General features: G+C 70.0%; 18 protein-coding genes and 2 tRNA genes. 8 read left to right on the top strand and 12 right to left on the bottom strand.

Annotated features, from left to right (window positions below; translation table 11 throughout):
• Nucleotides 1–140 precede the first annotated feature (140 nt).
• The 4 genes from FV226_RS14835 to FV226_RS14805 form a co-directional block, all read right to left on the bottom strand.
• Nucleotides 141–1226, bottom strand: a complete 1086-nt coding sequence (locus FV226_RS14835; RefSeq protein ID WP_147763512.1) for an ABC transporter permease — start codon at nucleotides 1224–1226, stop codon at nucleotides 141–143.
• Nucleotides 1227–1931: 705 nt separating this feature from the next.
• On the bottom strand, nucleotides 1932–3599 hold the full coding sequence (locus tag FV226_RS14820; protein WP_187273706.1) for an ABC transporter ATP-binding protein: 1668 nt from the start codon (nucleotides 3597–3599) through the stop codon (nucleotides 1932–1934).
• A complete protein-coding gene (locus tag FV226_RS14810; protein WP_147763510.1) occupies nucleotides 3599–4963 on the bottom strand; it encodes an 8-oxoguanine deaminase in 1365 nt (454 codons plus the stop codon). The genes FV226_RS14820 and FV226_RS14810 overlap by 1 nt, the downstream gene beginning before the upstream one ends.
• A 48-nt stretch (nucleotides 4964–5011) precedes the next feature.
• Nucleotides 5012–6010 (bottom strand): hypothetical protein, encoded by a 999-nt coding sequence (locus FV226_RS14805; RefSeq protein ID WP_147763509.1) that lies wholly within the window; start codon nucleotides 6008–6010, stop codon nucleotides 5012–5014.
• A 362-nt stretch (nucleotides 6011–6372) separates the two neighbouring features.
• Here FV226_RS14805 and FV226_RS14800 point away from each other — a divergent pair, with 362 nt between their 5' ends.
• The 3 genes from FV226_RS14800 to FV226_RS14790 all read left to right on the top strand — a co-directional run bounded on the left by FV226_RS14800 (nucleotide 6373) and on the right by FV226_RS14790 (nucleotide 8107).
• Nucleotides 6373–7047, top strand: coding sequence for an isochorismatase family cysteine hydrolase (locus FV226_RS14800; RefSeq protein ID WP_147763508.1), 675 nt, complete (start codon nucleotides 6373–6375; stop codon nucleotides 7045–7047).
• Nucleotides 7048–7125: 78 nt separating this feature from the next.
• On the top strand, nucleotides 7126–7359 hold the full coding sequence (locus tag FV226_RS14795) for a hypothetical protein (protein ID WP_147752645.1): 234 nt from the start codon (nucleotides 7126–7128) through the stop codon (nucleotides 7357–7359).
• Nucleotides 7360–7441: 82 nt separating this feature from the next.
• Complete coding sequence (locus FV226_RS14790; RefSeq protein WP_147763507.1) at nucleotides 7442–8107, top strand: DUF1045 domain-containing protein; 666 nt, start codon at nucleotides 7442–7444, stop codon at nucleotides 8105–8107.
• A 256-nt stretch (nucleotides 8108–8363) separates the two neighbouring features.
• Here the strand turns inward: FV226_RS14790 and FV226_RS14785 are convergent, their stop codons facing one another.
• Nucleotides 8364–9638 carry an FAD-dependent oxidoreductase gene (locus FV226_RS14785; RefSeq protein WP_147763506.1) on the bottom strand — a complete coding sequence of 425 codons (1275 nt, stop codon included), beginning with the start codon at nucleotides 9636–9638 and terminating at the stop codon, nucleotides 8364–8366.
• Between the two features lie 323 nt (nucleotides 9639–9961).
• On the opposite strand from FV226_RS14785, the gene FV226_RS14780 reads away from it, so the two are divergent.
• From FV226_RS14780 to FV226_RS14765, 5 genes are all read left to right on the top strand, one after another.
• Nucleotides 9962–11104, top strand: a complete 1143-nt coding sequence (locus FV226_RS14780) for an alpha-D-ribose 1-methylphosphonate 5-triphosphate diphosphatase (protein WP_147763505.1) — start codon at nucleotides 9962–9964, stop codon at nucleotides 11102–11104.
• On the top strand, nucleotides 11104–11658 hold the full coding sequence (gene phnN, locus FV226_RS14775) for a phosphonate metabolism protein/1,5-bisphosphokinase (PRPP-forming) PhnN (protein ID WP_147763504.1): 555 nt from the start codon (nucleotides 11104–11106) through the stop codon (nucleotides 11656–11658). Before FV226_RS14780 ends, phnN begins: the two co-directional genes overlap by 1 nt.
• A 128-nt stretch (nucleotides 11659–11786) precedes the next feature.
• The gene (locus FV226_RS14770; RefSeq protein WP_147763503.1) at nucleotides 11787–12353 is read left to right on the top strand and encodes a PepSY domain-containing protein; all 567 of its coding nucleotides are present in this window, start codon (nucleotides 11787–11789) and stop codon (nucleotides 12351–12353) included.
• Between the two features lie 110 nt (nucleotides 12354–12463).
• The gene (locus tag FV226_RS28020; RefSeq protein ID WP_187273707.1) at nucleotides 12464–12607 is read left to right on the top strand and encodes a hypothetical protein; all 144 of its coding nucleotides are present in this window, start codon (nucleotides 12464–12466) and stop codon (nucleotides 12605–12607) included.
• A 408-nt stretch (nucleotides 12608–13015) separates the two neighbouring features.
• Nucleotides 13016–13564 carry an HNH endonuclease gene (locus FV226_RS14765; protein WP_147763502.1) on the top strand — a complete coding sequence of 183 codons (549 nt, stop codon included), beginning with the start codon at nucleotides 13016–13018 and terminating at the stop codon, nucleotides 13562–13564.
• Between the two features lie 86 nt (nucleotides 13565–13650).
• On the opposite strand, the gene FV226_RS14760 is transcribed toward FV226_RS14765, so the two are convergent.
• The 7 genes from FV226_RS14760 to FV226_RS14730 form a co-directional block, all read right to left on the bottom strand.
• Nucleotides 13651–13726 (bottom strand) — tRNA-Val (locus tag FV226_RS14760).
• 61 nt (nucleotides 13727–13787) lie between these two features.
• Complete coding sequence (locus tag FV226_RS14755) at nucleotides 13788–14510, bottom strand: aspartate/glutamate racemase family protein (protein WP_147763501.1); 723 nt, start codon at nucleotides 14508–14510, stop codon at nucleotides 13788–13790.
• Nucleotides 14511–14591: 81 nt separating this feature from the next.
• Complete coding sequence (gene lon, locus FV226_RS14750; protein WP_147763500.1) at nucleotides 14592–17006, bottom strand: endopeptidase La; 2415 nt, start codon at nucleotides 17004–17006, stop codon at nucleotides 14592–14594.
• Between the two features lie 270 nt (nucleotides 17007–17276).
• On the bottom strand, nucleotides 17277–18548 hold the full coding sequence (gene clpX / locus FV226_RS14745; protein ID WP_147727615.1) for an ATP-dependent Clp protease ATP-binding subunit ClpX: 1272 nt from the start codon (nucleotides 18546–18548) through the stop codon (nucleotides 17277–17279).
• A gap of 230 nt (nucleotides 18549–18778) precedes the next feature.
• Nucleotides 18779–19405 (bottom strand): ATP-dependent Clp protease proteolytic subunit, encoded by a 627-nt coding sequence (locus FV226_RS14740; RefSeq protein WP_147752831.1) that lies wholly within the window; start codon nucleotides 19403–19405, stop codon nucleotides 18779–18781.
• Nucleotides 19406–19532: 127 nt separating this feature from the next.
• Complete coding sequence (gene tig, locus FV226_RS14735) at nucleotides 19533–20963, bottom strand: trigger factor (protein WP_147763499.1); 1431 nt, start codon at nucleotides 20961–20963, stop codon at nucleotides 19533–19535.
• 190 nt (nucleotides 20964–21153) lie between these two features.
• A tRNA-Leu gene (locus FV226_RS14730) sits at nucleotides 21154–21238 on the bottom strand.
• Nucleotides 21239–21568: the final 330 nt, after the last annotated feature.

Genomic DNA, 21568 nt, shown 5'->3' with positions numbered 1-21568 from the left:
CCCGGTCTCCGCTACGCGGCCCCGGGATGACGCGGTGCTGCCGGCGGGTTTCCGAAGGGCACATCGCCCTCTGCGATCGCCCAGCCCGCAGCGGGGGGACGGAAGGCGCAGTGCGGGCACGGGCTTCGAGAGACGGTCCATCACGCGGTCCGCCGCGGACCGCCCGGCACGAGCCGGATGCGGTAGCGGGCGAGCACGTCGGCCCCGAGCACGAAGGCGAGCAGCAGCCCCTGGAACGCGCGGGTGAGGTCGAGCGGCAGCTTCAGGTCGATCTGCGCCGCCTCGCCGCCGATCGTGGTCAGCGCGATCACCCCGGCGGCGACCAGTATGCCCGGCGGCGACAGCCGCCCGAGGAAGGCGACGATGATCGCGGTGAAGCCGTAGCCCGGCGAGATCGTCGGCTGGAGCTGGCCGATCCGGCCCGCGACCTCGACGATGCCGGCGAGCCCCGCCGCCGCGCCGGAGATCGCGAAGGCGGCGAGCGTCAGCCGCGCATCGCTGAAGCCGGCGAACCGCGCGGCCCGCGGCGCCGCGCCGACGACGCGGACCTCGAAGCCGAACAGGGTGCGGGCGAGCACCACGGTCGCGACGACCACGGCCAGCAGCGCGACTAGCACCCCGGCATGCAGCGTGTCGCCCTCCATCAGGTAGGGCAACCGTGCCGCCGGATCGAACGGCACGCTCTGCGGAAAGTTGAAGCCGGCCGGATCGCGCAGGGGGCCGCGGGCCATGTAGTCGAGCAGCAATTCGGCGACGTAGACCAGCATCAGGCTGGTCAGGATCTCCGAGACGCCGAGCCGGACCTTCAGGATCGCCGGGATCATCGCGTAGGCGAGGCCCGCGAGCGTGCCCGCCGCCAGCATCGCCGGCAGGATCCAAAGGGTGAACCCCTCCGCCCCTTGCGTCGCGACGCCGATCCAGCCCCCGGCCAGGCCGCCGACCACGAACTGGCCCTCGGCGCCGATGTTCCATAGGTTCGCCCGGAAGCAGAAGGCGAGCCCGGTGGCGATGAGCGCCAGCGGGGCGGCCTTCAGCGCCACCTCCTGCAGCGACCAGACCTCGCTTAAGGGAGTGACGAAATAGGTCATGAACGCGGCGCCCGGCGCGACGCCGAGCAGCGCCACCGCGACCCCGCCGACGAGCACGGCCCCCGCGAAGGCGATCACCGGCGACAGCGCCGACAGCACGGCCGAGCGCCGGGCGCGCGGGCTCAGATCGAGGCGCATGGCAGGCTCGGGGTGACCGGAAAGAGGCTGGGTCCAGACATCGCCGCCAGGGATTCGGAGTGCACGGTGCGACCCCCCTCGCCCCGCACGCGGGGAGAGGCCCGGCTGCACCGCGTCGTGCGGCCGGGAAGCGCAGGCGAAGCCGAAGCGGCGGTGAGGGGACGGTGCCGGTTGAGGCTCACCCGTCGAAGCCCCCTCACCGTCGGCTGCCGCCTCGCCGCGACGACGACGAGGTCGTCGCGGCCCTCTCCCCGCAGACGGGGCAAGGGGATGCGCGGCGGCCGGCTCGCATCGACGAGCCAGGCGTCCGAGGATTCTTGCAGGAATTCGGAGTGGGCAGTGCGACCCCCCTCTCCCCGCGGGCGGGGAGAGGCCCGGCTGCACCTTGTCGTGCAGCCGGGAAGCGCAGGCGAAGCCGAAGCGGCGGTGAGGGGGTGGTGCCGGTTGAGGCTTCTCCGTCGAAGCCCCCTCACCGTCGGCTGCCGCCTCGCCGCGACGACGAGGGCGTCGCGGCCCTCTCCCCGCAGGCGGGGCGAGGGGATGCGCGGGTCCCCTCGCCCGTCCGAGAGAGGGCCAGGGTGAGGGGTGCGACCCATCCGGAAAGACCTGAACCCCTCACCCCGACCCTCTCCCGAACGGGAGTGGGGGCCGCGTCGCGCGTCGAACGACTTCGCGGCGACCGCGGATGAGCGAACGGATGCGGCGCTAGACATGCGCGGCCTCCGATCCGCCCATCAGCAGCCCCACCGCCTCGCGGGTGGTCTCGCCGACGGGCACCGGGGCCGAGAGCGTTCCGGCATGCAGCACCGCGACCCGGCTCGCGATCTCGAACAGCTCGTCGAGGTCCTGGCTGATCACCAGGAGCGCGGCGCCGCGGGCGGCGAGGTCGATCAGCGCCTGGCGGATGCGGGCGGCGGCCGAGGCGTCGACGCCCCAGGTCGGCTGGTTGACCACCAGCACGCCGGGCTCCGCCTGGATCTCCCGCCCGACGACGAACTTCTGCAGGTTGCCGCCCGAGAGCGTCCCGGCGGCGGGGTCGGGGCCAGCCTTGCGCACGTCGAAGGCGGCGATCACCGAGGCCGCCAGCGCGCGCGCCGCCCCGCGCCGGAGCAGGCCGAGGCGCGCGAGCGGCGCGGTGGCGTGGCGCGACAGCACCGCGTTCTCCGACAGGCTCATCTCGGGCGCCGCCGCGTGGCCGTTGCGTTCTTCCGGCACGAAGGCCGCGCCGCGGCGCCGCCTGGCGTTGATGCCGAGCCGCCCGACGGCGGCGCCGTCGACGACCACGGTTTCGGGTCGTGCGGCGGTCGTCTCCCCGGAGAGGGCGGCGAAGAACTCCGCCTGCCCGTTGCCGGCGATGCCGGCGACGCCCAGGATCTCGCCGCCGCGGACCGACAGGCGGATGTCGCGCAACGCCGTCCCGTGCAGACCCGGCGCCGGCAGGGACAACCCGTCGAGGACGAGGCGCTCGGGGCCCGGCGCCGTGCCGGCGCGGCCGGTGACCGCGCCGACCTGCGCCCCGACCATCAGGGCGGCGAGCGAGCGGGCGCTCTCGCCTTGCGGGTCGCAGGCGCCGACGACCTTCCCGTGGCGCAGGATGGTGGCGCGGGCGCAGAGCCGGCGCACCTCGTCGAGGCGGTGCGAGATGTAGAGCAGCGCCCGGCCCTCGTCGCGCAGCCGCTCCAGCACGGAGAACAGCAGCTCGGCCTCGCCCGGCGTCAGCACCGAGGTCGGTTCGTCGAGGATGACGAGGCGCGGGTCCTGCAGCAGGCAGCGCACGATCTCGATGCGCTGGCGCTCGCCGGCCGAGAGCGACCAGACCGGCCGGCCGGGATCGAGATGCAACCCGTAGGTGGCGCCGAGCGCCGCGATCCGCTCGGCCAGCGCCTTGCCCGACAGGCCCTTGGGCATCACCAGCGCGATGTTCTCGGCCACCGTCAGGTTCTCGCACAGCGAGAAGTGCTGGAACACCATGCCGATCCCGATGGCGCGGGCCGCCTCGGGGCTCGCCAGCCGCACGATGTCGCCCCGGTGGGTGACGACGCCCTCGGTCGGCTCCAGCAGCCCGTAGAGGATCTTCATCAGGGTCGACTTGCCGGCGCCGTTCTCGCCGAGCAGCGCGTGGATCTCGCCGGCCCGGATCTCGAGGTCGACGCCGTCGTTGGCGGTGAAGTCGCCGAAGCGCTTGACGACGCCGTAGGCCCCGTAGAGCGGCGCGGTGCCGATGCCTGTGTTGGTGCTGGTGGTTGTGCCGGTGTTTGTGGTTGTGCCGCTGTTTATGCTTGTGCTTGTGCCGATGCTGGTGGTCGTGCCGGTGTCGGTGCTCGTACCGATGCCGACGCCGGTCCCGGCGGCGTTCGACGGCACGCCCGCCATCAGGCGTCGCCGAGGAGGCTGAGGGCGAGCCGGCCGTGCTCCTCGCGGAGCTTCCTCGTGTCCATGCCGACGGGGTGGCCGTCGACCACCCGCCACGACCCCGCGACCATCACCCGGTCGGCGCGGTGCGCCCCGCAGAGGACCAGCGCGGCCAGGGGATCGTGCGCGCCGGAGAAGCGCAACTCGTCCAGGGTGAACAGCGCCAGGTCCGCCTCGCGGCCCGGCGCGATCCGGCCGATGTCGTCGCGCCCGAGGCAGCGGGCCGAGCCCTCGGTGGCCCAGCGCAGGGCGTCGAGATGCGTCACCCGCTCGGCGCCATAGGTGAGGCGGTTGATCATCAGGGCGTGGCGCACGCCCTCCATCAGGTTGGAGCTGTCGTTCGAGGCCGAGCCGTCGACGCCGAGGCCCACCGGCGAGCCCGCCGCCTCCAGCTCGCAGGTGCGGCACTGGCCAGACGCCAGGGTCATGTTCGAGGTCGGGCAGTGGCACACGCCGACGCCGGCCTTGCCGAGACGCCGGACCTCGTCGTCGTTGAAGTGGATGCCGTGCGCGAGCCAGGCCCGCGGGCTCATCCAGCCGACCTCCTCGAGGTAGTCGACCGGGCGCTGGCCGAACATCTCGAGGCAGTAGGCGTCCTCGTCCAGCGTCTCGCCGAGATGGGTGTGGAGCTGGCAATCGTAGCGGTCGGCGAGGCCCGCGCTCTCGCGCATCAGCCGCTTGGTGACGTTGAAGGGCGAGCACGGCGCCAGCCCGATCCGCACCATCGCGCCGGGCTTGGGGTCGTGGAACAGGTTCAGCACCCGCTCGCTGTCGGCGAGGATGGTGTCGTCGTCCTGCGTCAGGCACTCGGGCGGCAGGCCGCCGTCCTTCACCGACAGGCTCATCGAGCCGCGGGTGACGAAGGCGCGGATGCCCAGGGCCTGCGCCTCGTCGACCTGCACGTCGACGGAATCCTCCAGGCCCTTCGGGTAGAGGTAGTGGTGGTCCCCCGCCGTGGTGCAGCCGGAGAGCAGGAGCTCGGTGTAGGCGAGCCGCGTGGCGAGGCGGAACGCGTCGGGGGTGATCTTGTCCCAGACCGTGTAGAGCGCCTTCAGCCACGGAAACAGCGGCTTGTTGATCGCCAGCGGGTGGGCCCGCGTCAGCGTCTGGAAGAAATGGTGGTGGGTGTTGATCAACCCCGGGATCACCACATGCCGCGCCGCGTCGAAAGTCTCGTCCACCGGCGCGGCCGGCCTGGCGCCGGCCGCCACGCACTCGACGACGCGGGTGCCCTCGACCACGACGCCCCCGGCCGCCCCCTCCGCGAGGATCGCCAGCGGATCGCGGACCCACAGGCGCCGGAGCTTCGCGTCGGATCCCGTCATGCCGTCTCCCATTCCGTTGCGGTCGCTCGACCGACGATCCAGCCGCGATCAGAAGATGTGGAATGCGACGCCGGCGAGGAAGCTCTTCTCTTCCGTTCCCTTGAACGTCGCCGTCTCGACGTTGCCGAACTTGTTCAGCCAGTACTGGAAGCCGATGAAGGCATCGACCTTGTTGGGCTGGTCGTAGATGAGCTTGCCAACGTCGAGCACCAGGTTGGTGCGCGAGAGGAATTCGAGGCCGCGCTTCGGGTTGAAGGCGAAGTCGGCGGTGTTCTGAACGCCGCGGCCCTTGGGCAGAACGATGTTGTTGAAGCCGGTGAGGCTCAACGGCAGGTTGGTGAAGCCGAGGGGGAAATTGTAGACCAGCTCGAATTCCGGCACGACGTCGAAGCTCTGGTCGCGGTCGGGCTGCAGGTTGAAGCCGTTGCGGTTCCACTCCTTGTAGGCATGGACCGACAGGTTGAGGAAGCCGGCCGGCACGTCGAACGAGAAGTTGAGGCCGCCGACCACGTCGCGCTTCTTCGAGCCGAACGCGTCGTTCTGCGAGTTGGCGTCGAACCCGAAGGCGAGGGACACGTCCTTCACGATGCCGGGCAGCGTGAACGCCTTGGAGTTCGTGATCGCGTTGAGGCTCAGCGTGCCGCGATACAGGCCGTAGGCTTCGGTGTTGCCGTAGTCGGCGAAGAACGGCGCGCCGACGCTGCCGGGCGGGTTCGTGGTGCCGGCCGGGAACTGCGAGCCCGACTTCAGGATGTCGAGCGAGAAGAAGTTCGTGCCGTAGGCCCAGGCGTCGGCATGCGAGATGTTGTAGATCTGCTTGGGCGCCTCGCGGCTGCGGAAGCTCCCGTCGGCCTTCTGGATCTGCACGCCCGGCGACACGGTCGGGAACTGGTAGCGATAGCTGAACTGCGTGTCGGCGAAGAGGAAGAACGGCGCCTCCTTGGCGGGTGCCTCCACCGCGGCCTTCTTCGCGTCGAGGTCGGCCGCCGCGCCGGCCTGGACAAATCCGAGCGACAGGGCCGCTGCAACGAGGGTTCGAGCGATCATGGCTGCCGTCTCCGTGCCGAAAATCCGTCGAGCAGGCAGCAACCGATATGCCAGCGCGTGCCAACCGGGGCAGACGCGCCGGCCGAGTCATAATTCGGCAACAGATTCGCCGGCCTACCTGTGGCGCCCGCTCTCGCGGGTGTCGTGACGGCTTGGCCGGGAGCCAAGGCGGGACGGCCGCGACCGCGGCCCCGACGGGACCGCGCCCGCCACGTTCCGTGGTCGTCGCCCATCGCGGCGGCAGCGCCCGCACACTATTGAAGCAGCGCCGGACAATCTTTGTGGATGCGTTTCCCGCCGTCGGACGACATCGTCGGGGTCGCGCGCCGCCGAGTCGGCCGCACGACGGGAGACCCTTCGCCATGGTGACCGTGGACGCCGAGCCGGCACCGCTGGCGATCGACCTTGCGACGACGGCGCTGGTCATCATCGACATGCAGCGCGACTTCCTGGAGCCCGGCGGGTTCGGCGAAAGCCTCGGCAACGACGTCTCGCTGCTGGCCGTCGCCGTGCCGCCGGCACAGGCGCTGCTCGCGGCGGCACGGCAGGCCGGACTCCTCGTGGTCCACACCCGCGAGGGGCACCGTCCCGACCTGTCGGACGCGCCAGCTGCCAAGATCGAGCGCGGCGCGCCCTCGGCCCGCATCGGCGCGCCCGGGCCGATGGGCCGCATCCTGATCCGTGGCGAACCCGGACACGACATCGTCGCCGCCCTCGCGCCCCTGCCGGGCGAGCCCGTGATCGACAAGCCGGGCAAGGGCGCGTTCTACGCCACCGACCTCGCGGAGATCCTGACTGCGCGCGCCATCGCCACGCTGATCGTCTGCGGCGTCACCACCGAGGTCTGCGTCCACACCACGGTGCGCGAGGCCAACGACCGCGGCTACCGCTGCCTTGTGGTGTCGGATGCCTGCGGCTCGTATATTCCGGCCTTCCACGCGGCAGGCCTCGCGATGATCGTGGCGCAGGGCGGCATCTTCGGATGGGTCTCGGATTCGGGCCGCGTCGTCGCCGCGCTGGCCGCGGGCGCCCCCTGAACGATCGGCATCGACCCCCGGCCAAGCTTGGCCCGGTTATTGCCCCGCCGGCGCGATCGGCAATCAGGAGTTCGTCGCATGCGTACAGTCTTGGCAAGCAGCTTGGTTCTCGCACTGCTGACGACGGCAGGTCTCGCCCAATCCTACACCGCGCCTGCGCCGACGGACGTGCCGTCGAGCGGCACGAAGAGCCTGAACAAGGCGGACCGCAAGATCGCCTGCACCCAGGAAGCCGACCGCCGGAACCTGCGCGGCCTGCGCCGGCAGCAATATCGCGCCGCCTGCCGCAACCGCCCGATCCCGCGGGGCTGAGCAGCCACGCCTTGCCGAAGCGGCGGCCGGGTTTTATCCGCGGCGGGCCGCGACCCCGGTCACGCCCGCAGCGAGTGGCCCCGTGGACGCCCCGACCCGCTACGCGCTCTACGTGACGCCCGAACCCGGCTCAGCGCTGGCCGCCTTCGGCGACGCGATCCTGGGCGACACGCCCCCGCCGGACTGGGATCCGGCCGACCGCGCAGCGCTCGCCGCCGTCACCGCGGCGCCGCGGGTCTACGGCTTCCACGCGACGCTGAAGGCCCCGATGCGCCTCGCCCCCGGCCGAAGCGAGGACGACCTGGTCGCGGCCTGCACCGACCTGGTGCAGGCCCGTTCTCTCCTGCCGATCGGGCCGCTCGCGGTCGTCCTGCTGGGGGACTTCGTCGCCCTGGTGCCCACCGCGCCGCCGCCGGAACTTGGCCTGTTCGCAGCCGAATGCGTCGCCGCCCTCGACCCGTTCCGGGCGCCTCTGACCCCGACCGAGCGGGCGCGGCGCCGCCCCAAGGACCTCGACCCGCGCCGCCGTGCGCTCTTCGATCGCTGGGGCTATGCGCACGTCTTCGAGGCGTTCCGTTTCCACATGACCCTGACCGGCCGCCTCGCGGACGACGCCCGCGAGGCCTGGCGCGCCCGCTTGGCGGCAAGCTGCCCGCCGCTCTCCCTGACGATCGACGCGATCACGCTGCTGCGCCAGCACGGCGCGGCGCCGTTCCGCATCGTGCGGCGGTTTCCGTTCGAACTGTAGACGGGCGCCGAGACACGGCCACGCGCCTACGGACGCGTGAGGCAGGTCTCCCGGCGCGTCGCTTGCGGCGGGCGGGACGCATGCTCATCGTCGAGGATCTGATGCACCGCTACGGATTGCGGCTTCCGGCGAACCGCTTCGCGATGCCGTCGAACGTCGGCTCCCGCTGATCGGCAGGAAGGTGCGGAGCGGCCCGGTACGTTCTTCCCTCCCCCCTCTGCGCGGGAGGGAAACTCGTGTGCGGTGTACCGCCGCCTTACAGGAAGCGCCGGGGATCGAACGGCGCCAGCGGGATCTCCGGGGCCTCTCCGCCGACGAGCTGCGCGACGAGGCGCCCGGTGCGTGCCGAGCCGACGAGGCCGACATGCCCGTGGCCGAAGGCGTAGACCACGTCCGCGGTCCGCCGGGCGCGGCCGATACAGGGCCGCCCGTCCGGCATGCTCGGGCAATGGCCGAGCCACATCCGGATGCGCTTGGCCGGCACGGTCTCGGGCAGGTCCGGGAACATGCTGGTCAGGTGGTCGCGCAGGATCTCGGCGCGCTTCCAGTTCGGTGCCGCGTCGAGCCCGGCGAACTCGACCTGCCCCGCCGCGCGTAGGCCGCCCGCCATGGCGTTGACCACCATCTTGGCGTCCGAGGCCATCACCGGGGTGCGCGGCCCGGCCTCGGCGTCGGCGATCATCACGTGGTAGCCGCGCTCGCTCTCCAGCGGCAGCCGGTCGCCGAGGGATGCGGTTAGCGCGCCCGACCGGGCGCCAGCGGCGACCACCGCCCGGTCGCACGGGATCGCGCCGGCTTCGGTCTCAACGGCCACGAGCCGGCCCTCGTCGAGGCGGAACCCAGTGGCGCGGGTGCGGGCGTGGGTGGCGCCGCGGGCACGCGCGAGGTCGGCAAGCCCCGCGACGTAGCTGCCCGGATCGCGGCAATGGCCCGCCTCCTCGACCATGACTCCGAAGGTGTAGCGGCGGTGCAGGGTCGGCTCGCGCTGGCGCAGCTCGTCGGCCGAAAGCTCGAGCCACCGCACGCCGACCGCATGGCGGATCGCCCAGGCGGCCGCGTCGGCCGCAAAGGCGGCGCGGTCGGGGTAGACGTGGAGCAGGCCGCGCCGCTCGATCAGGTGGCCGAGGCCGGCCTCCTCGGCGAGGCCGGCATGGAGGCGCGGCGCGTCCACGAGCAGAGTGCGCAACGCCCGCGCCGTGTCCGCGATCTGGCGTCCGCTCCGCGCCGCCCAGATGTAGCGCACCAGCCAGGGCAGCACCCGCGGCAGGTAGCGCCAGCGGATCGCCAGCGGTCCGAGCGGGTCGGCGAGGTAGGACGGGACGCGCTTCCAGATGCCAGGCTCCGCCGGCGGGATCACCGAGTGCGACGAGAGCCAGCCGGCGTTGCCGTAGCTCGACGCCTGCTCCCCGCCGGGCTCGCCCGGATCGACCACCGTGACCCGGTGGCCGGCGCGCAGGCATTCGAGCGCGCTCACGCTCCCGACCGCGCCGGCACCGATGATCACCACGTGGCGGGCCGAGGGTGCCGTCATCCGTCCGGTCTCCTGTCTCAGGCGCTCGCAGCCCGCGCCGAGGGTCCGTAGCGAGCGCGGGGCGCCGCAGGCAATGCCGCCGGGCGACGGGATTCGTTCCCGGGACACGAAGACCGACGTCTATGCCATGTTCGAGCGAACGCTCGACAACGGCCACCCCCCCGACGATCAGGCGACGCCGCTCGCGGAGGGCTAGGTCCTGTTCTACCAAGTGCTGATCCCGGAGACATGCACAAGGCGGCGGCGACGCGGATCGTGGACGTAGCGGGTTTTCGCGCGGCGGTGAAATAAACAGGCGCGATATCAGCGGAGACGGCGGAGCGATGGCGGACCGAGTCGAAATCCTCGAAAACGCGCATCTTGTCCTGCCCGATCGGGTGGTCGCCGGCTGGCTCGCGATGGCCGGCGGACGCATCGCCGAGTTCGGCGAGGGCCGGGCACCCGGGCGCGGCGTCGATCTCTCCGGCGACCACCTCGTCCCCGGCCTGGTCGAGTTGCACACCGATCACCTGGAAAGCCACTACGCGCCGCGCCCCCGCGTGCGCTGGCACCAGCTGGGCGCCGTGCTCGCCTACGATGCGCAGATCGCAGCGTCCGGCATCACCACCGTGTTCGATTCGCTGCGCGCCGGCACCGACCCGGACGGCGGCGGCCTCGGCTCCGAGTTCGACACCCTGGCGCAGGCCATCGCCGACGCCCGCGCCGCCGGCCTGTTCCGGGCCGAGCACCTGACGCCCCTACGCTGCGAGATTCCTTCCGCCGATGTGATCGACACCGTGCGCGATTTCGTCGCCCGCCACCCCGTCGGCCTGATCTCGCTGATGGACCACACGCCGGGCCAGCGGCAGTTCCGCGACATGGCGAAGTACGACCAGTATGCCGGACGCGGCGGCCGGCCGATCGAGGCGATCCGGGCCGGCACCGCGGGCAAGATCCGCGACGGCGCCGCCCGGAACGCCCGGAACCGCCCGATCCTTCTGGCGCTGGCGCGCGCGCACGGCATTCCGCTGGCGAGCCACGACGACACGACGCTCGCCGACGTGGCGATGTCGAAGGCCGAGTCGGTGGCGCTCGCCGAGTTCCCGACCACCCACGCGGCGGCCGAGGCCTCGCACGCGGCCGGCATCACTGTGATGATGGGGGCGCCCAACCTGATCCGCGGCGGCTCCCATTCCGGCAACGTGGCGGCGCAGGAACTGGCCGAGGCCGGCCTACTCGGCATCCTGTCCTCCGACTACGTGCCGGCGAGCCTGCTGATGGCGGCGTTCCAGCTGCCCGGGCGCGTGCCCGGCATCGACCTGGCCGCCGCCATCGCCACGGTGACGGCCAACCCGGCCCGCGCCACCGGCCTCGACGACCGCGGCCGGATCGCCCCGGGCCTGCGCGCCGACCTCGTCCGCATGCGGATGGCGCAAGGGGTGCCCGTCGTCCGCGAGGTCTGGCGCGCCGGCACACGGGTTATGTGATGGCAGAGCGTCCGATCGGCGGCTTCGTCCTCGTGGTCGGCCCGAGCGGGGCCGGCAAGGATACGGTGATCGCCGCCGCCCGCGCGCGGCTGGCCGGCGACCCGCCCTTCGTGTTCCCGCGCCGCCTCGTGACCCGGCCGCCCTCCGCCCACGAGGACAACGCCGAGATCGCCGAAGCAGATTTTTCGCGTGCCGCCGCGGCCGGCGCGTTCCCCCTGCATTGGCGCGTCCACGGCCTCGGCTACGCGATCCCGCCCGATGCGCTGGAAGAAGCCGCGCGCGGGCGCATTGTGGTGTGCAACATCTCGCGCCGGGTGATCGAGGCGGCGCGCCGCATGCTCCCCGGCGTCCACGTCGTCGCGATCACGGCAGCCCCTGAGACCCTAGCCGCACGGCTCGCCGCCCGCGACCGCCCCGAGGACGGCGATCTCGGCGCGCGGCTGGCACGCGCGGTGCCGGCGGAGGCCGACGCCACCGTCGTCAACGACAGCGAGCGCAGCATCGCGACGGCCAACTTCGTCGCGATCCTTCTCGATCGCGCCGGACGGCGCTGACCGATGGCTGCGAACGCGCGCAGGCTTACGGCACGACCGCCGTGTACGTCTTTCCAGGCGGAGGCAACCAAGGCGGCGATCGGCCTGTTGTTCGGGCCACCGACCGAATTGGGCAGAAAGCCAAAGCCATGTCGAACCGTCTCCCGCTTACCGCCGGCCTGATCGCAGCGGGCCTCCTCGCAACCCCGCTCGGCCTGACGGCAGCCTTGGCCCAGGCGCCCGCCGCGAATGCCCAGTCCGAAATGAAGGAGTTCCAGATCGCTAAGACCAGCAAGGTCGGCCTCGCCCAGGCGCTGACTACGGCCGAGGCCCAAGGCGAGAAAGGCCGCGCGATCGACGCGGACTTCGAGAAGGCGGACGGCAAGAACCCGACCCATTACAGCATCAAGGTCGTCTACCCGGACGGCAAGCTCGTCGAGTACGGTATCGATGCCGAGACCGGCGCGCTCTACAAGACCGAGAACCAGCCGATCGAGCGGTACTTCACCCGGCTCAAGCCCGCCGACTTCCAGAACGCCACCACCTCGCTGAAGGACGCCCTCGCCATCGCCGAGCGCAAGGCCGGCGGCGGCAAGGCCTACGAGGCGGAGGTCGAGCGCGAGGGCAAGTCGGTGCAGTACGAGATCAAGGTGGCGCTGGCCGACCACGAGCAGACCGTGAAGGTCGGCCCGGACGGCAAGGTCGTCGGCGACTGATCGAACGGGTGTGCGACGCGGCATCGATCGGGTGCCGCGTCGCCCCGTCGATCGTGGTACGGGGTCCGCCGGAAACGGAATCGGGACCCCGAAGTGCGAGCCCTGTTGCCATGAACCCGACTGCCGTCGCCGTCATGCTGGCCATCGCCACCGGCGCGATCTCGCTGTTCCTGTTCGCCCTCGTCGAGGGCTATCCGCTGCTGCTGGCGAGCATGGTCGCCGTCTTCGTCGCGATGTTCGTGCGCTGGGGCTGAAGCGCCCCGTCGACGCAGCGGACGACTCCGAAAGCCGTCGATCCACGCGGGCTGTGGGTGCGGCGCGGGCCGCGACAGGGCGGAGCTTCACAAGGCTGTCACGCTGCTATTAGACTAAGCCCCAATGGAGAGGGCCTTTTCGTCATTTCGCGAAGGGCTGGGATCGACCGGGTTGGCATCCGGACCCCGCCGCGAGCCGGATGTATCCGCCCCAGCCGGTCGCCGATCGCGCCCGGCAAGCCACGCGTTTTCCATGCGCCCGGCCGAGACGGCGCCGCCCGCCGGGCCCCGCCTTCGACGCAGCGGCACACGATCTCCCCATCACCCCCTCGACCTTGTCCTCGGGACGGCGCGCAAACCCGAACTCGCGCGTTGTCCCGTATGGCTTTCGTTCGAAGAGTCGCGCCGATGATGGATCTCCAGACCCTCGTCCTCAACGCGGATTACAGGCCGCTCTCCTACAACCCGCTGTCGTTGTGGAACTGGAAGGACGCCTTCACCGCCCTGTTCCTCGACCGCGTGACCCTGGTCGCGAGCTACGACGTCGAGGCGCGCAGCCCGAGCCGGGCGCTTCGGGTGCCGAGCGTGGTGGCCCTGAAGAATTACGTGACACTGGCCCGCAGCCCGGCCTTCACCCGCTACAACATCTACCTGCGCGACAGCTTCTCCTGCCAATATTGCGGCCTGCGCCTGCCTTCGGGCGGCCTGACCTTCGACCACGTCAACCCGCGCTCCCGCGGCGGGCTCTCCACCTGGGAGAACGTCGTCGCGGCCTGCAGCCCGTGCAACCTGCGCAAGGCCAACCGCACACCCTACGAGGCGGAGATGCCGCTGCTCACCGAGCCGCGCCGCCCGACCCGCTACGAGCTGCACCACCGACAACCCGAATTCGACCACCGCGACTACCACCACACCTGGCTCGACTACCTGTACTGGGACAGCGAGCTGGAGAGCTGAGCGGCCGCGAGTTGGCTTCCGATTTGGGAATTCCCCGTCTCGGGGTGTCGCCTTGATGACCGAGAGTTCGGGATCATCAATCCCGATGGTGGGCGGTGAGGGACTCGAACCCCCGACCCTCTCCGTGTAAAGGAGACGCTCTACCAACTGAGCTAACCGCCCGCGCCCGCGTGGTACGGCATGCTGCGGCTTCGAGGCAAGCGCAGGTTCTTTTAGCATGCGCCTATGGGCCGGCGAGCAGGCGTGCAAGAGCAGGGGATAGGCCGGTGGCGTCGGTCAGCGGGTGGCGGCTCGGCGTGGGTCTCGGTAGAGCTGCCGCCGCCAGCACCGCGCGGGTACCGGCCTCCACCGAGCACAGCACGGGAACGGGGACGTCCGGCTGGATCCGTTCGGCGAGGCCCGCGAGGCCGGCACCGCCGAGGATCACCGTCTGGGCGCCGTCCGCCTCCGCGCAGGCGCGGCAGGCGGCGACGAGGTCGGCGAGCGCCGCGTCCGGATCGTGGTGGATCTCGCCGCCGGTGGCGTTCGTCGCGCGGATGCCGGCGAGCCGGTCAGAGAGGCCGAGGAGCGTGACGAACTCGCTCAGCATCGGCCGCCACGCCGTCCCGCCGGTGACGATCGAGAAGCGCCCCGCGGCCGCCGCCTCGCGGCAGGCGGCTTCGGCCATGCCGACCACCGGCACGGGTGCGATCTCGCGGAGCGCCAGCAGACCGGGATCGCCGAAGCAGGCGAGGTAGACCGCGTCGCACTCCGCGCCGAACGCCGCATAGGCGTCGAGGGCGGCGTGAGCGGCGATCGCCGCCGAGGCCCGGCTGGCGATGTAGCGCGCGCCGAAGCGGCCGGTAGCCGGCACGATCGTCGCCGATGGAGCGATGCGGCGGACATGCTCGACGACCCGTTCGGTCACCGCTTCCGTCGTGTTGGGATTGATCACCAAGATGCGCATGGAGGCCCTTTCGACAAGCGGACCATGCAAGCGAAAGGCCCCGGAGCAGCGCTCCGGGGCCTCGTCGTCCTTGCTCGGGCTTTAGTGGGCGACGAAGGCGGCGCCGTCCTCGGTCGTCTTCTTGACCGGGATGACCTCTTCCCATTCGATCGCTACCGGCTGGCGCACGAGGGCGTGCTTCAGCACTTGGTCCATCATCGCGACGGGGATGATCTCCATCCCGTTCTTCACACTGTCGGGCACCTCGGCGATGTCCTTGGCGTTCTCCTCGGGGATCAACACCGTTTTGATGCCGCCGCGGAGTGCGGCGAGCAGCTTCTCCTTCAGACCGCCGATCGGCAGCACTCGACCGCGGAGCGTGACTTCGCCGGTCATGGCGATGTCGCGGCGCACCGGGATCCCGGTGAAGGTCGAGACGATGGCGGTCGCCATGGCGATGCCGGCCGACGGCCCGTCCTTCGGGGTCGCCCCCTCCGGAACGTGGACGTGGATGTCCCGGCGCTCGAACAGCGGCGGCTCGATGCCGAAATCGAGGGCCCGGGAGCGAACGTAGCTCGCCGCCGCCGAGATCGACTCCTTCATCACGTCCTTCAGGTTGCCCGTGACCGTCATCTTGCCCTTGCCCGGCATCATGACGCCCTCGATTGTCAGCAGCTCGCCGCCGACCTCGGTCCAGGCCAAGCCGGTGACGACGCCGACCTGATCATCCGCATCGATCTCGCCGTAGCGGAACTTCGGCGGGCCGAGGAAGACCTGCAGGCGCTCCACGTCGACCTCGACGCTCTTTACCTTCGTGATCAGGATCTCCTTGACCGCCTTGCGGATCAGGTTCGACAGCTCGCGCTCGAGGTTGCGGACGCCCGCCTCCCGCGTGTAGCGGCGAACCAGCATCAGCAGGGCCTCATCGTCGATCGACCATTCCTTGCTGTCCAAGCCATGCTTCTTCAGCGCATTCTGGATCAGGTGCTTGCGTGCGATCTCGACCTTCTCCTCCTCGGTGTACCCGGCGATGCGGATCACTTCCATGCGGTCCATCAGCGGGCCGGGGATATTGAGGGTGTTGGCCGTGGTCACGAACATCACGTTCGACAGGTCGTAATCGACTTCGAGATAGTGGTCGTTGAAAGTCGAGTTCTGCTCGGGATCCAGCACCTCGAGGAGCGCCGCGGAGGGATCGCCGCGGAAGTCCATGCCCATCTTGTCGATCTCGTCGAGCAGGATGAGTGGGTTCGAGGTCTTGGCCTTACGCATCGACTGGACGATCTTGCCCGGCATCGAGCCGATATAGGTCCGGCGGTGACCGCGGATCTCGGCCTCGTCACGCACGCCACCGAGCGACATCCGCACGAACTCGCGGCCAGTCGCCTTGGCGATCGACTTGCCGAGCGAGGTCTTGCCGACGCCGGGAGGCCCGACGAGGCACAGGATCGGCCCGGTGAGCTTGTTCGCCCGCTGCTGCACGGCGAGGTACTCGACGATCCGCTCCTTGACCTTCTCCAGGCCGAAATGGTCGCCGTCGAGGAGGACCTGGGCGCCGAGGAGATCCTTCTTGATCTTCGAGCGCTTGTTCCACGGGATGCCGAGCATCCAATCGAGGTAATTGCGCACCACCGTCGCCTCGGCCGACATCGGCGACATCTGGCGCAGCTTCTTCAGCTCCGCCGAGGCCTTCTCGCGGGCTTCCTTGGTGAACTTGGTCTTCTCGATCTTGTCCTCGAGCTCGGCCAGCTCGTCGCGGCCATCCTCGTCGCCGAGCTCCTTCTGGATCGCCTTCATCTGCTCGTTGAGGTAGTACTCGCGCTGGGTCTTCTCCATCTGCCGCTTCACGCGGGTCCGGATGCGCTTCTCCACCTGCAGCACGGAGATCTCGCTCTCCATCAGCGACAGCACGCGCTCGAGGCGGGCGGCCACGGTCGGCGTCTCCAGAATCGCCTGCTTGTCGGCGATCTTGACGAGGAGGTGCGAGCCGATCGTGTCAGCGAGCTTCGAGGGCTCCTCGATCTGCGTGACCGCCGAGACGACTTCGGGCGAAATCTTCTTGTTGAGCTTGACGTAGTTCTCGAACTCCGAGAGCACCGAGCGGGCCAGCGCCTCGGCCTCGACTTTGTCGCCGAGCTCATCGACCAGGGCCTCAGCCTCGGCCTCATAATACTCGTCCGAGCGGGTGAAGCCGGTGATCTTGGCACGGCCACCGCCTTCGACCAGCACCTTCACGGTGCCGTCGGGCAGCTTCAGCAACTGCAGCACGGAGGCGAGCGTGCCGATCGTGTAGATCGCGTCGGTGGCCGGGTCGTCGTCGCCGGCGTTGATCTGTGTGGCGAGCAGGATGTGGCGGTCGGTCCGCACCGCTTCTTCGAGCGCGCGGATCGACTTCTCGCGCCCGACGAACAGCGGCACGATCATGTGCGGGAAGACGACGATGTCGCGCAACGGCAAGACGGCGTAGGCGCCGGTCGAGCCCGGGACGACCGGCTGGCGGGATTTCGATTGGGTCATCGTTGACTTCCTCATGAGGGACGCCCGACGGTCGCTCCTCCGAATTGGAGCAAGCTTCCTGCCAGGGGCCGACCGGGCCGCGAGGGTCGGAAAGGTCTCTGGAGACTTTGCGGCTGGTGGCGCGGCACCGCCCCTCGAAGGAGGCAGCGGCCACTGCGCTGAGCCTCAGATGGCTCCCCCCGCACCTCGTTTCAAGGTGACCACCCGTCGCGGGTCGACCGAGGATCGACCCGCGACATCAAGGACTTAGCGCGCGTGCGCCGGCGCACGTCAGGCGCTGACGCTGGCCGGCGCTTCCTTGTTGCGGTCGCCGTGGATGAAGAGCGGGCGCGACTTGCCCTCGACCACCTCCGGCCCGATCACGACCTGCTCGACCGAGTCGAGACCCGGCAGGTCGTACATCGTGTCTAGCAGGATCGTCTCCAGGATGGAGCGCAGGCCGCGGGCGCCGGTCTTGCGCTCGATCGCCTTGCGGGCGACGAGCGACAGCGCCTCGTCCTGGAACGTCAGGTCGACGTTCTCCATCTCGAACAGCCGCTGGTACTGCTTCACTAAGGCGTTCTTCGGCTCCTGCAGGATCTTCTTGAGGGCGTCCTCGTCGAGATCCTCCAGCGTCGCCAGCACGGGCAGGCGGCCGACGAACTCGGGGATGAGGCCGAACTTCAGGAGGTCCTCAGGCTCGACCGAGCGGAACACCTCGCCGGTGCGCCGGTCGTCGGGAGCCTGCACGGTCGCGCCGAAGCCGATCGAGGTGCCCTTGCCGCGCGCCGAAATGATCCGCTCCAGCCCGGCGAAGGCGCCGCCGCAGATGAACAGGATGTTGGTCGTGTCGACCTGCAGGAACTCCTGCTGCGGGTGCTTGCGTCCGCCCTGCGGAGGCACGGAGGCGACGGTGCCTTCCATGATCTTCAGAAGCGCCTGCTGCACGCCCTCGCCCGAGACGTCGCGGGTGATGGACGGGTTGTCGGACTTGCGGGAGATCTTGTCGATCTCGTCGATGTAGACGATGCCGCGCTGCGCCCGCTCGACGTTGTAGTCGGAGGCCTGGAGCAGCTTGAGGATGATGTTCTCGACGTCCTCGCCGACGTAGCCGGCTTCCGTCAGGGTGGTCGCGTCCGCCATGGTGAACGGCACGTCGAGGATGCGGGCGAGCGTCTGCGCGAGCAGAGTCTTGCCCGAGCCCGTCGGCCCGATCAGCATGATGTTGGACTTGGCCAGCTCGACGTCGTTGTGCTTCGTCGCGTGGGCGAGGCGCTTGTAGTGGTTGTGCACCGCGACCGAGAGGACCTTCTTGGCGAAGTCCTGGCCGATGACGTAGTCGTCGAGGACGCGCCGGATCTCCTTCGGCGTGGGGACGCCGTCGCGGCTCTTCACCAGCGAGGACTTCGATTCCTCGCGAATGATGTCCATGCACAGCTCGACGCACTCGTCGCAGATGAACACCGTCGGGCCCGCGATCAGCTTGCGGACCTCGTGCTGGCTCTTACCGCAAAACGAGCAGTACAGCGTGCTCTTGGAGTCGGTGCCGCCAGTCTTGCTCATATCGGTCTCCGATTCGTGCGTGCGCTGCCAGCCGGGGCACACGCGTATCGTTCACAGTTAAGGGGATCCGCTTAAAGAAAAAGTCACCTGCGCGTCTTTGCCTTGGGGTCCGGCCCGAACCAGTCGTTGCGAACCCCGATGCAAACACGCGGCCGCGGCCGGATCAAGGCCGCGATCGCCACACCCCTCCCGCGGCGGCGCGGTGCCGCCGGGGACGGGTGCGGGGTTCCTCAGGCGGCGGCCGGCTCGGGCCGCTTCTGGATGACCTCGTCGATCAGGCCGAACTCGCGCGCCGCGTCGGCGGTCATGAAGTTGTCGCGCTCCAGCGCCTGGACGATGGAATCGTAGTCGCGCCCGGTATGCTTCACGTAGATCTCGTTGAGGCGCTTCTTGAGAGCCTCAATCTCGCGGGCGTGGATCAGGATGTCGGTGGCCTGGCCCTGGAACCCGCCGGACGGCTGGTGGACCATGATGCGGGCGTTCGGCAGGGCGAAGCGGTGGCCCGGCTCGCCGGCGGTGAGGAGCAGGGAGCCCATTGAGGCGGCCTGGCCGACGCAGAGCGTCGTCACCGGGCAACGGATGAACTGCATCGTGTCGTAGATCGACAGGCCCGAGGTCACCACGCCGCCGGGCGAGTTGATGTAGAAGGAAATTTCCTTCTTCGGGTTCTCGGCCTCGAGGAACAGGAGCTGCGCGACGATCAGCGACGCGCCGTAATCCTCCACCGGTCCGGTGAGGAAGATGATCCGCTCGCGCAGCAGCCGCGAGTAGATGTCGAACGCCCGCTCGCCGCGGCTCGACTGCTCGACCACCATCGGCACGAGCGCGCTGTTATAATAGTCGACCGGATCTCTCATCATGGCCTTTAGGGCTCCAAGGGGCCCGGCCCTCCGCGAATCACGGAGAGGCCGGGCGCGTCAGCGAACGACGGCATTCCTTAACGCCGCCTAACCATAAGCCCGCCGCCTCGAGACGAGCGCGGGCTCAGTCGGCCTTCGAGCCGGCCGACGCGGCCTCCGTGGACTCGGCGTCGGCCGATTTGGCGTCGGCCTTCTCGTTCCAGGCGTCGTCGGCTTCCTCGTCGGCGAAGAGCGTCTCCTTCGAGACGGGCTCCTCCACCAGCTTGACCTGACCGAGGACGTGGTCGACGACCTTTTCCTCGAACAGCGGCGCGCGAAGCTCGGCGAGCGCCTGTGCATTCTTCCGGTAGAAATCCCAGACCTGCTGCTCCTGGCCCGGGAACTGCCGGACCCGGGCGATGAGGGCCTGGTTCACCTCTTCGTCGGAGACCTTGATATCGGCGCTCTCGCCGACCTGCGCAAGCACCAAGCCGAGGCGCACGCGACGCTCGGCGATCTTGCGGTACTCGGCCTGCGCCTTCTCCTCGGTGGTGTCCTCGTCCTCGAAGGTCTTGCCGCGGGACTTCAGGTCCTGCTCGACCTGCGCCCAGACGCTGGCGAATTCCTGCGCCACGAGCGAGGGCGGCAGGTCGAAGGCGTAGCGGCCGTCGAGCGCATCGAGGAGGTCCTTCTTGAGCTTGCGGCGCGAGGCCGCCTCGAAGTCGGTGCCGATCGCCTTGGCCACGGCCTCCTTGAGCGCGTCGAGGGAGTCGAGGCCCATGCCCTTGGCGAATTCGTCGTCGATCTTGGCCTCGCCCGGGGCCTGGATCTTGGTGACGGTCACGTCGAACTCGGCGTCCTTGCCGGCGAGCTGCTCGGCGCCGTAGGCCTCCGGGAAGGTCGCCTTGACCAGGCGCTGCTCGCCGACTTTGGCGCCGACGAGAGCCTCCTCGAAGCCGGGGATGAAGGAATTCGAGCCGAGCTCCAGGTCGATGCCCTCGCCCTTGCCGCCCTCGAACTCTGTGCCGTCGATGCGGCCGACGAAGTCGATGGTGAGGCGGTCGCCGGTCTCGGCCGCCGCGCCTTCGTCACGCTCCGCGAACGGACGGCTCTGGCCGGCCATGCGCTCCAGCGCCTCGGTCACCTCCGTGTCCGAGGGTGTGGCGACCTGCTTGGTCAGGCTGACGTCGGAAAGGTCGGCGAGTTCGAAGCTCGGCAGGACCTCGAGGGCGACCTTGAACGAGAGGTCGGCCTTGGCGTCGAGCGCCTTCTCGACGATCGACTGGTCGGAGGGGAACTCGATCTGCGGCTCGAGGGCGAGCTTGAGGCCGTTGTCGGCGACGATCTTCTGGTTCGCCTCGTTGACGGCGTTCTGCACCACGTCGGCCATCACCGAGCGGCCGTAGACCTTGCGCAGGTGCGCCACTGGCACCTTGCCCGGACGGAAGCCCTTTAGCTGGACCTTGTCCTTCATGCCCGACAGCTCGGTGTTCAGGCGATCCTCGAGCTCGCTCGCGGCGAGGGACACCTGAAACGTGCGCTTCAGCCCCTCGGAGTGTGTCTCGGTCACCTGCATCGTCGTCGCTCTCAAAGTCCGTGTGATCGTGTGCGCGAGAATCCGGGCGCGGCCTCATCGGAGGCCTGACGGAGCCGCGGGTTTGGTACGGGGAAGCGGGACCCGCGCGCAAGGCGAACGGCATCCGCTGGAGGAGCCGGCCGACCGCGTCCGCGCAGGGATCGGCCGTTACCGTTTCCGAAGGCGGTGCTGGTGCGGGCGGAGGGGCTCGAACCCCCACGTCTTGCGACACTGGTACCTAAAACCAGCGCGTCTACCAGTTCCGCCACGCCCGCGAGCGCCGATGCCCGGCGCGTGTCCGGCCACCGGAGGGCGGGTCTATAGCATGCGGGGCACAGGCCGCAGCAAAAAACTTGCGGGCCCGAAACGGTGGCGCCGCGCGAGGGCGGCGGCTACAACCGGCGGCCCTGAATTCCCGCGTGGATGCCGCGCGATCGCCCCGTCGTCACGAGGTTCCATGCCGCCAGCCCGATCCGCGCCGCCGACCGAATTGCGATCCGGCGCGTCGCGTCGAGCGCTCTTTCTGGGAAGTGCCGCGTTCCTTCTGCTTCCCCGGTCCGTTCGGGCGCAGGGCAAGCCTGCCCCCGCCGCGCCGGCGCCCGCCC

It is taken from the genome of Methylobacterium sp. WL12, assembly GCF_008039475.1.
Classification (GTDB): domain Bacteria; phylum Pseudomonadota; class Alphaproteobacteria; order Rhizobiales; family Beijerinckiaceae; genus Methylobacterium; species Methylobacterium cerastii.
Note: the sequence above shows the minus strand (reverse complement) of the source record. Positions and strands in the feature narration are given on the sequence as shown.

Excerpts from the sequence above, each read along its gene's own strand:
- FV226_RS14835 (WP_147763512.1), bottom strand. The coding sequence starts at position 1,226 with ATGCGCCTCGATCTGAGCCCGCGCGCCCGGCGCTCGGCCGTGCTGTCG.
- FV226_RS14820 (WP_187273706.1), bottom strand. The coding sequence starts at position 3,599 with ATGGCGGGCGTGCCGTCGAACGCCGCCGGGACCGGCGTCGGCATCGGT.
- FV226_RS14810 (WP_147763510.1), bottom strand. The coding sequence starts at position 4,963 with ATGACGGGATCCGACGCGAAGCTCCGGCGCCTGTGGGTCCGCGATCCG.
- FV226_RS14805 (WP_147763509.1), bottom strand. The coding sequence starts at position 6,010 with ATGATCGCTCGAACCCTCGTTGCAGCGGCCCTGTCGCTCGGATTTGTC.
- FV226_RS14800 (WP_147763508.1), top strand. The coding sequence starts at position 6,373 with ATGGTGACCGTGGACGCCGAGCCGGCACCGCTGGCGATCGACCTTGCG.
- FV226_RS14795 (WP_147752645.1), top strand. The coding sequence starts at position 7,126 with ATGCGTACAGTCTTGGCAAGCAGCTTGGTTCTCGCACTGCTGACGACG.
- FV226_RS14785 (WP_147763506.1), bottom strand. The coding sequence starts at position 9,638 with ATGACGGCACCCTCGGCCCGCCACGTGGTGATCATCGGTGCCGGCGCG.
- FV226_RS14780 (WP_147763505.1), top strand. The coding sequence starts at position 9,962 with ATGGCGGACCGAGTCGAAATCCTCGAAAACGCGCATCTTGTCCTGCCC.
- phnN (WP_147763504.1), top strand. The coding sequence starts at position 11,104 with ATGGCAGAGCGTCCGATCGGCGGCTTCGTCCTCGTGGTCGGCCCGAGC.
- FV226_RS14770 (WP_147763503.1), top strand. The coding sequence starts at position 11,787 with ATGTCGAACCGTCTCCCGCTTACCGCCGGCCTGATCGCAGCGGGCCTC.
- FV226_RS28020 (WP_187273707.1), top strand. The coding sequence starts at position 12,464 with ATGAACCCGACTGCCGTCGCCGTCATGCTGGCCATCGCCACCGGCGCG.
- FV226_RS14765 (WP_147763502.1), top strand. The coding sequence starts at position 13,016 with ATGATGGATCTCCAGACCCTCGTCCTCAACGCGGATTACAGGCCGCTC.
- FV226_RS14755 (WP_147763501.1), bottom strand. The coding sequence starts at position 14,510 with ATGCGCATCTTGGTGATCAATCCCAACACGACGGAAGCGGTGACCGAA.
- lon (WP_147763500.1), bottom strand. The coding sequence starts at position 17,006 with ATGACCCAATCGAAATCCCGCCAGCCGGTCGTCCCGGGCTCGACCGGC.
- clpX (WP_147727615.1), bottom strand. The coding sequence starts at position 18,548 with ATGAGCAAGACTGGCGGCACCGACTCCAAGAGCACGCTGTACTGCTCG.
- FV226_RS14740 (WP_147752831.1), bottom strand. The coding sequence starts at position 19,405 with ATGAGAGATCCGGTCGACTATTATAACAGCGCGCTCGTGCCGATGGTG.
- tig (WP_147763499.1), bottom strand. The coding sequence starts at position 20,963 with ATGCAGGTGACCGAGACACACTCCGAGGGGCTGAAGCGCACGTTTCAG.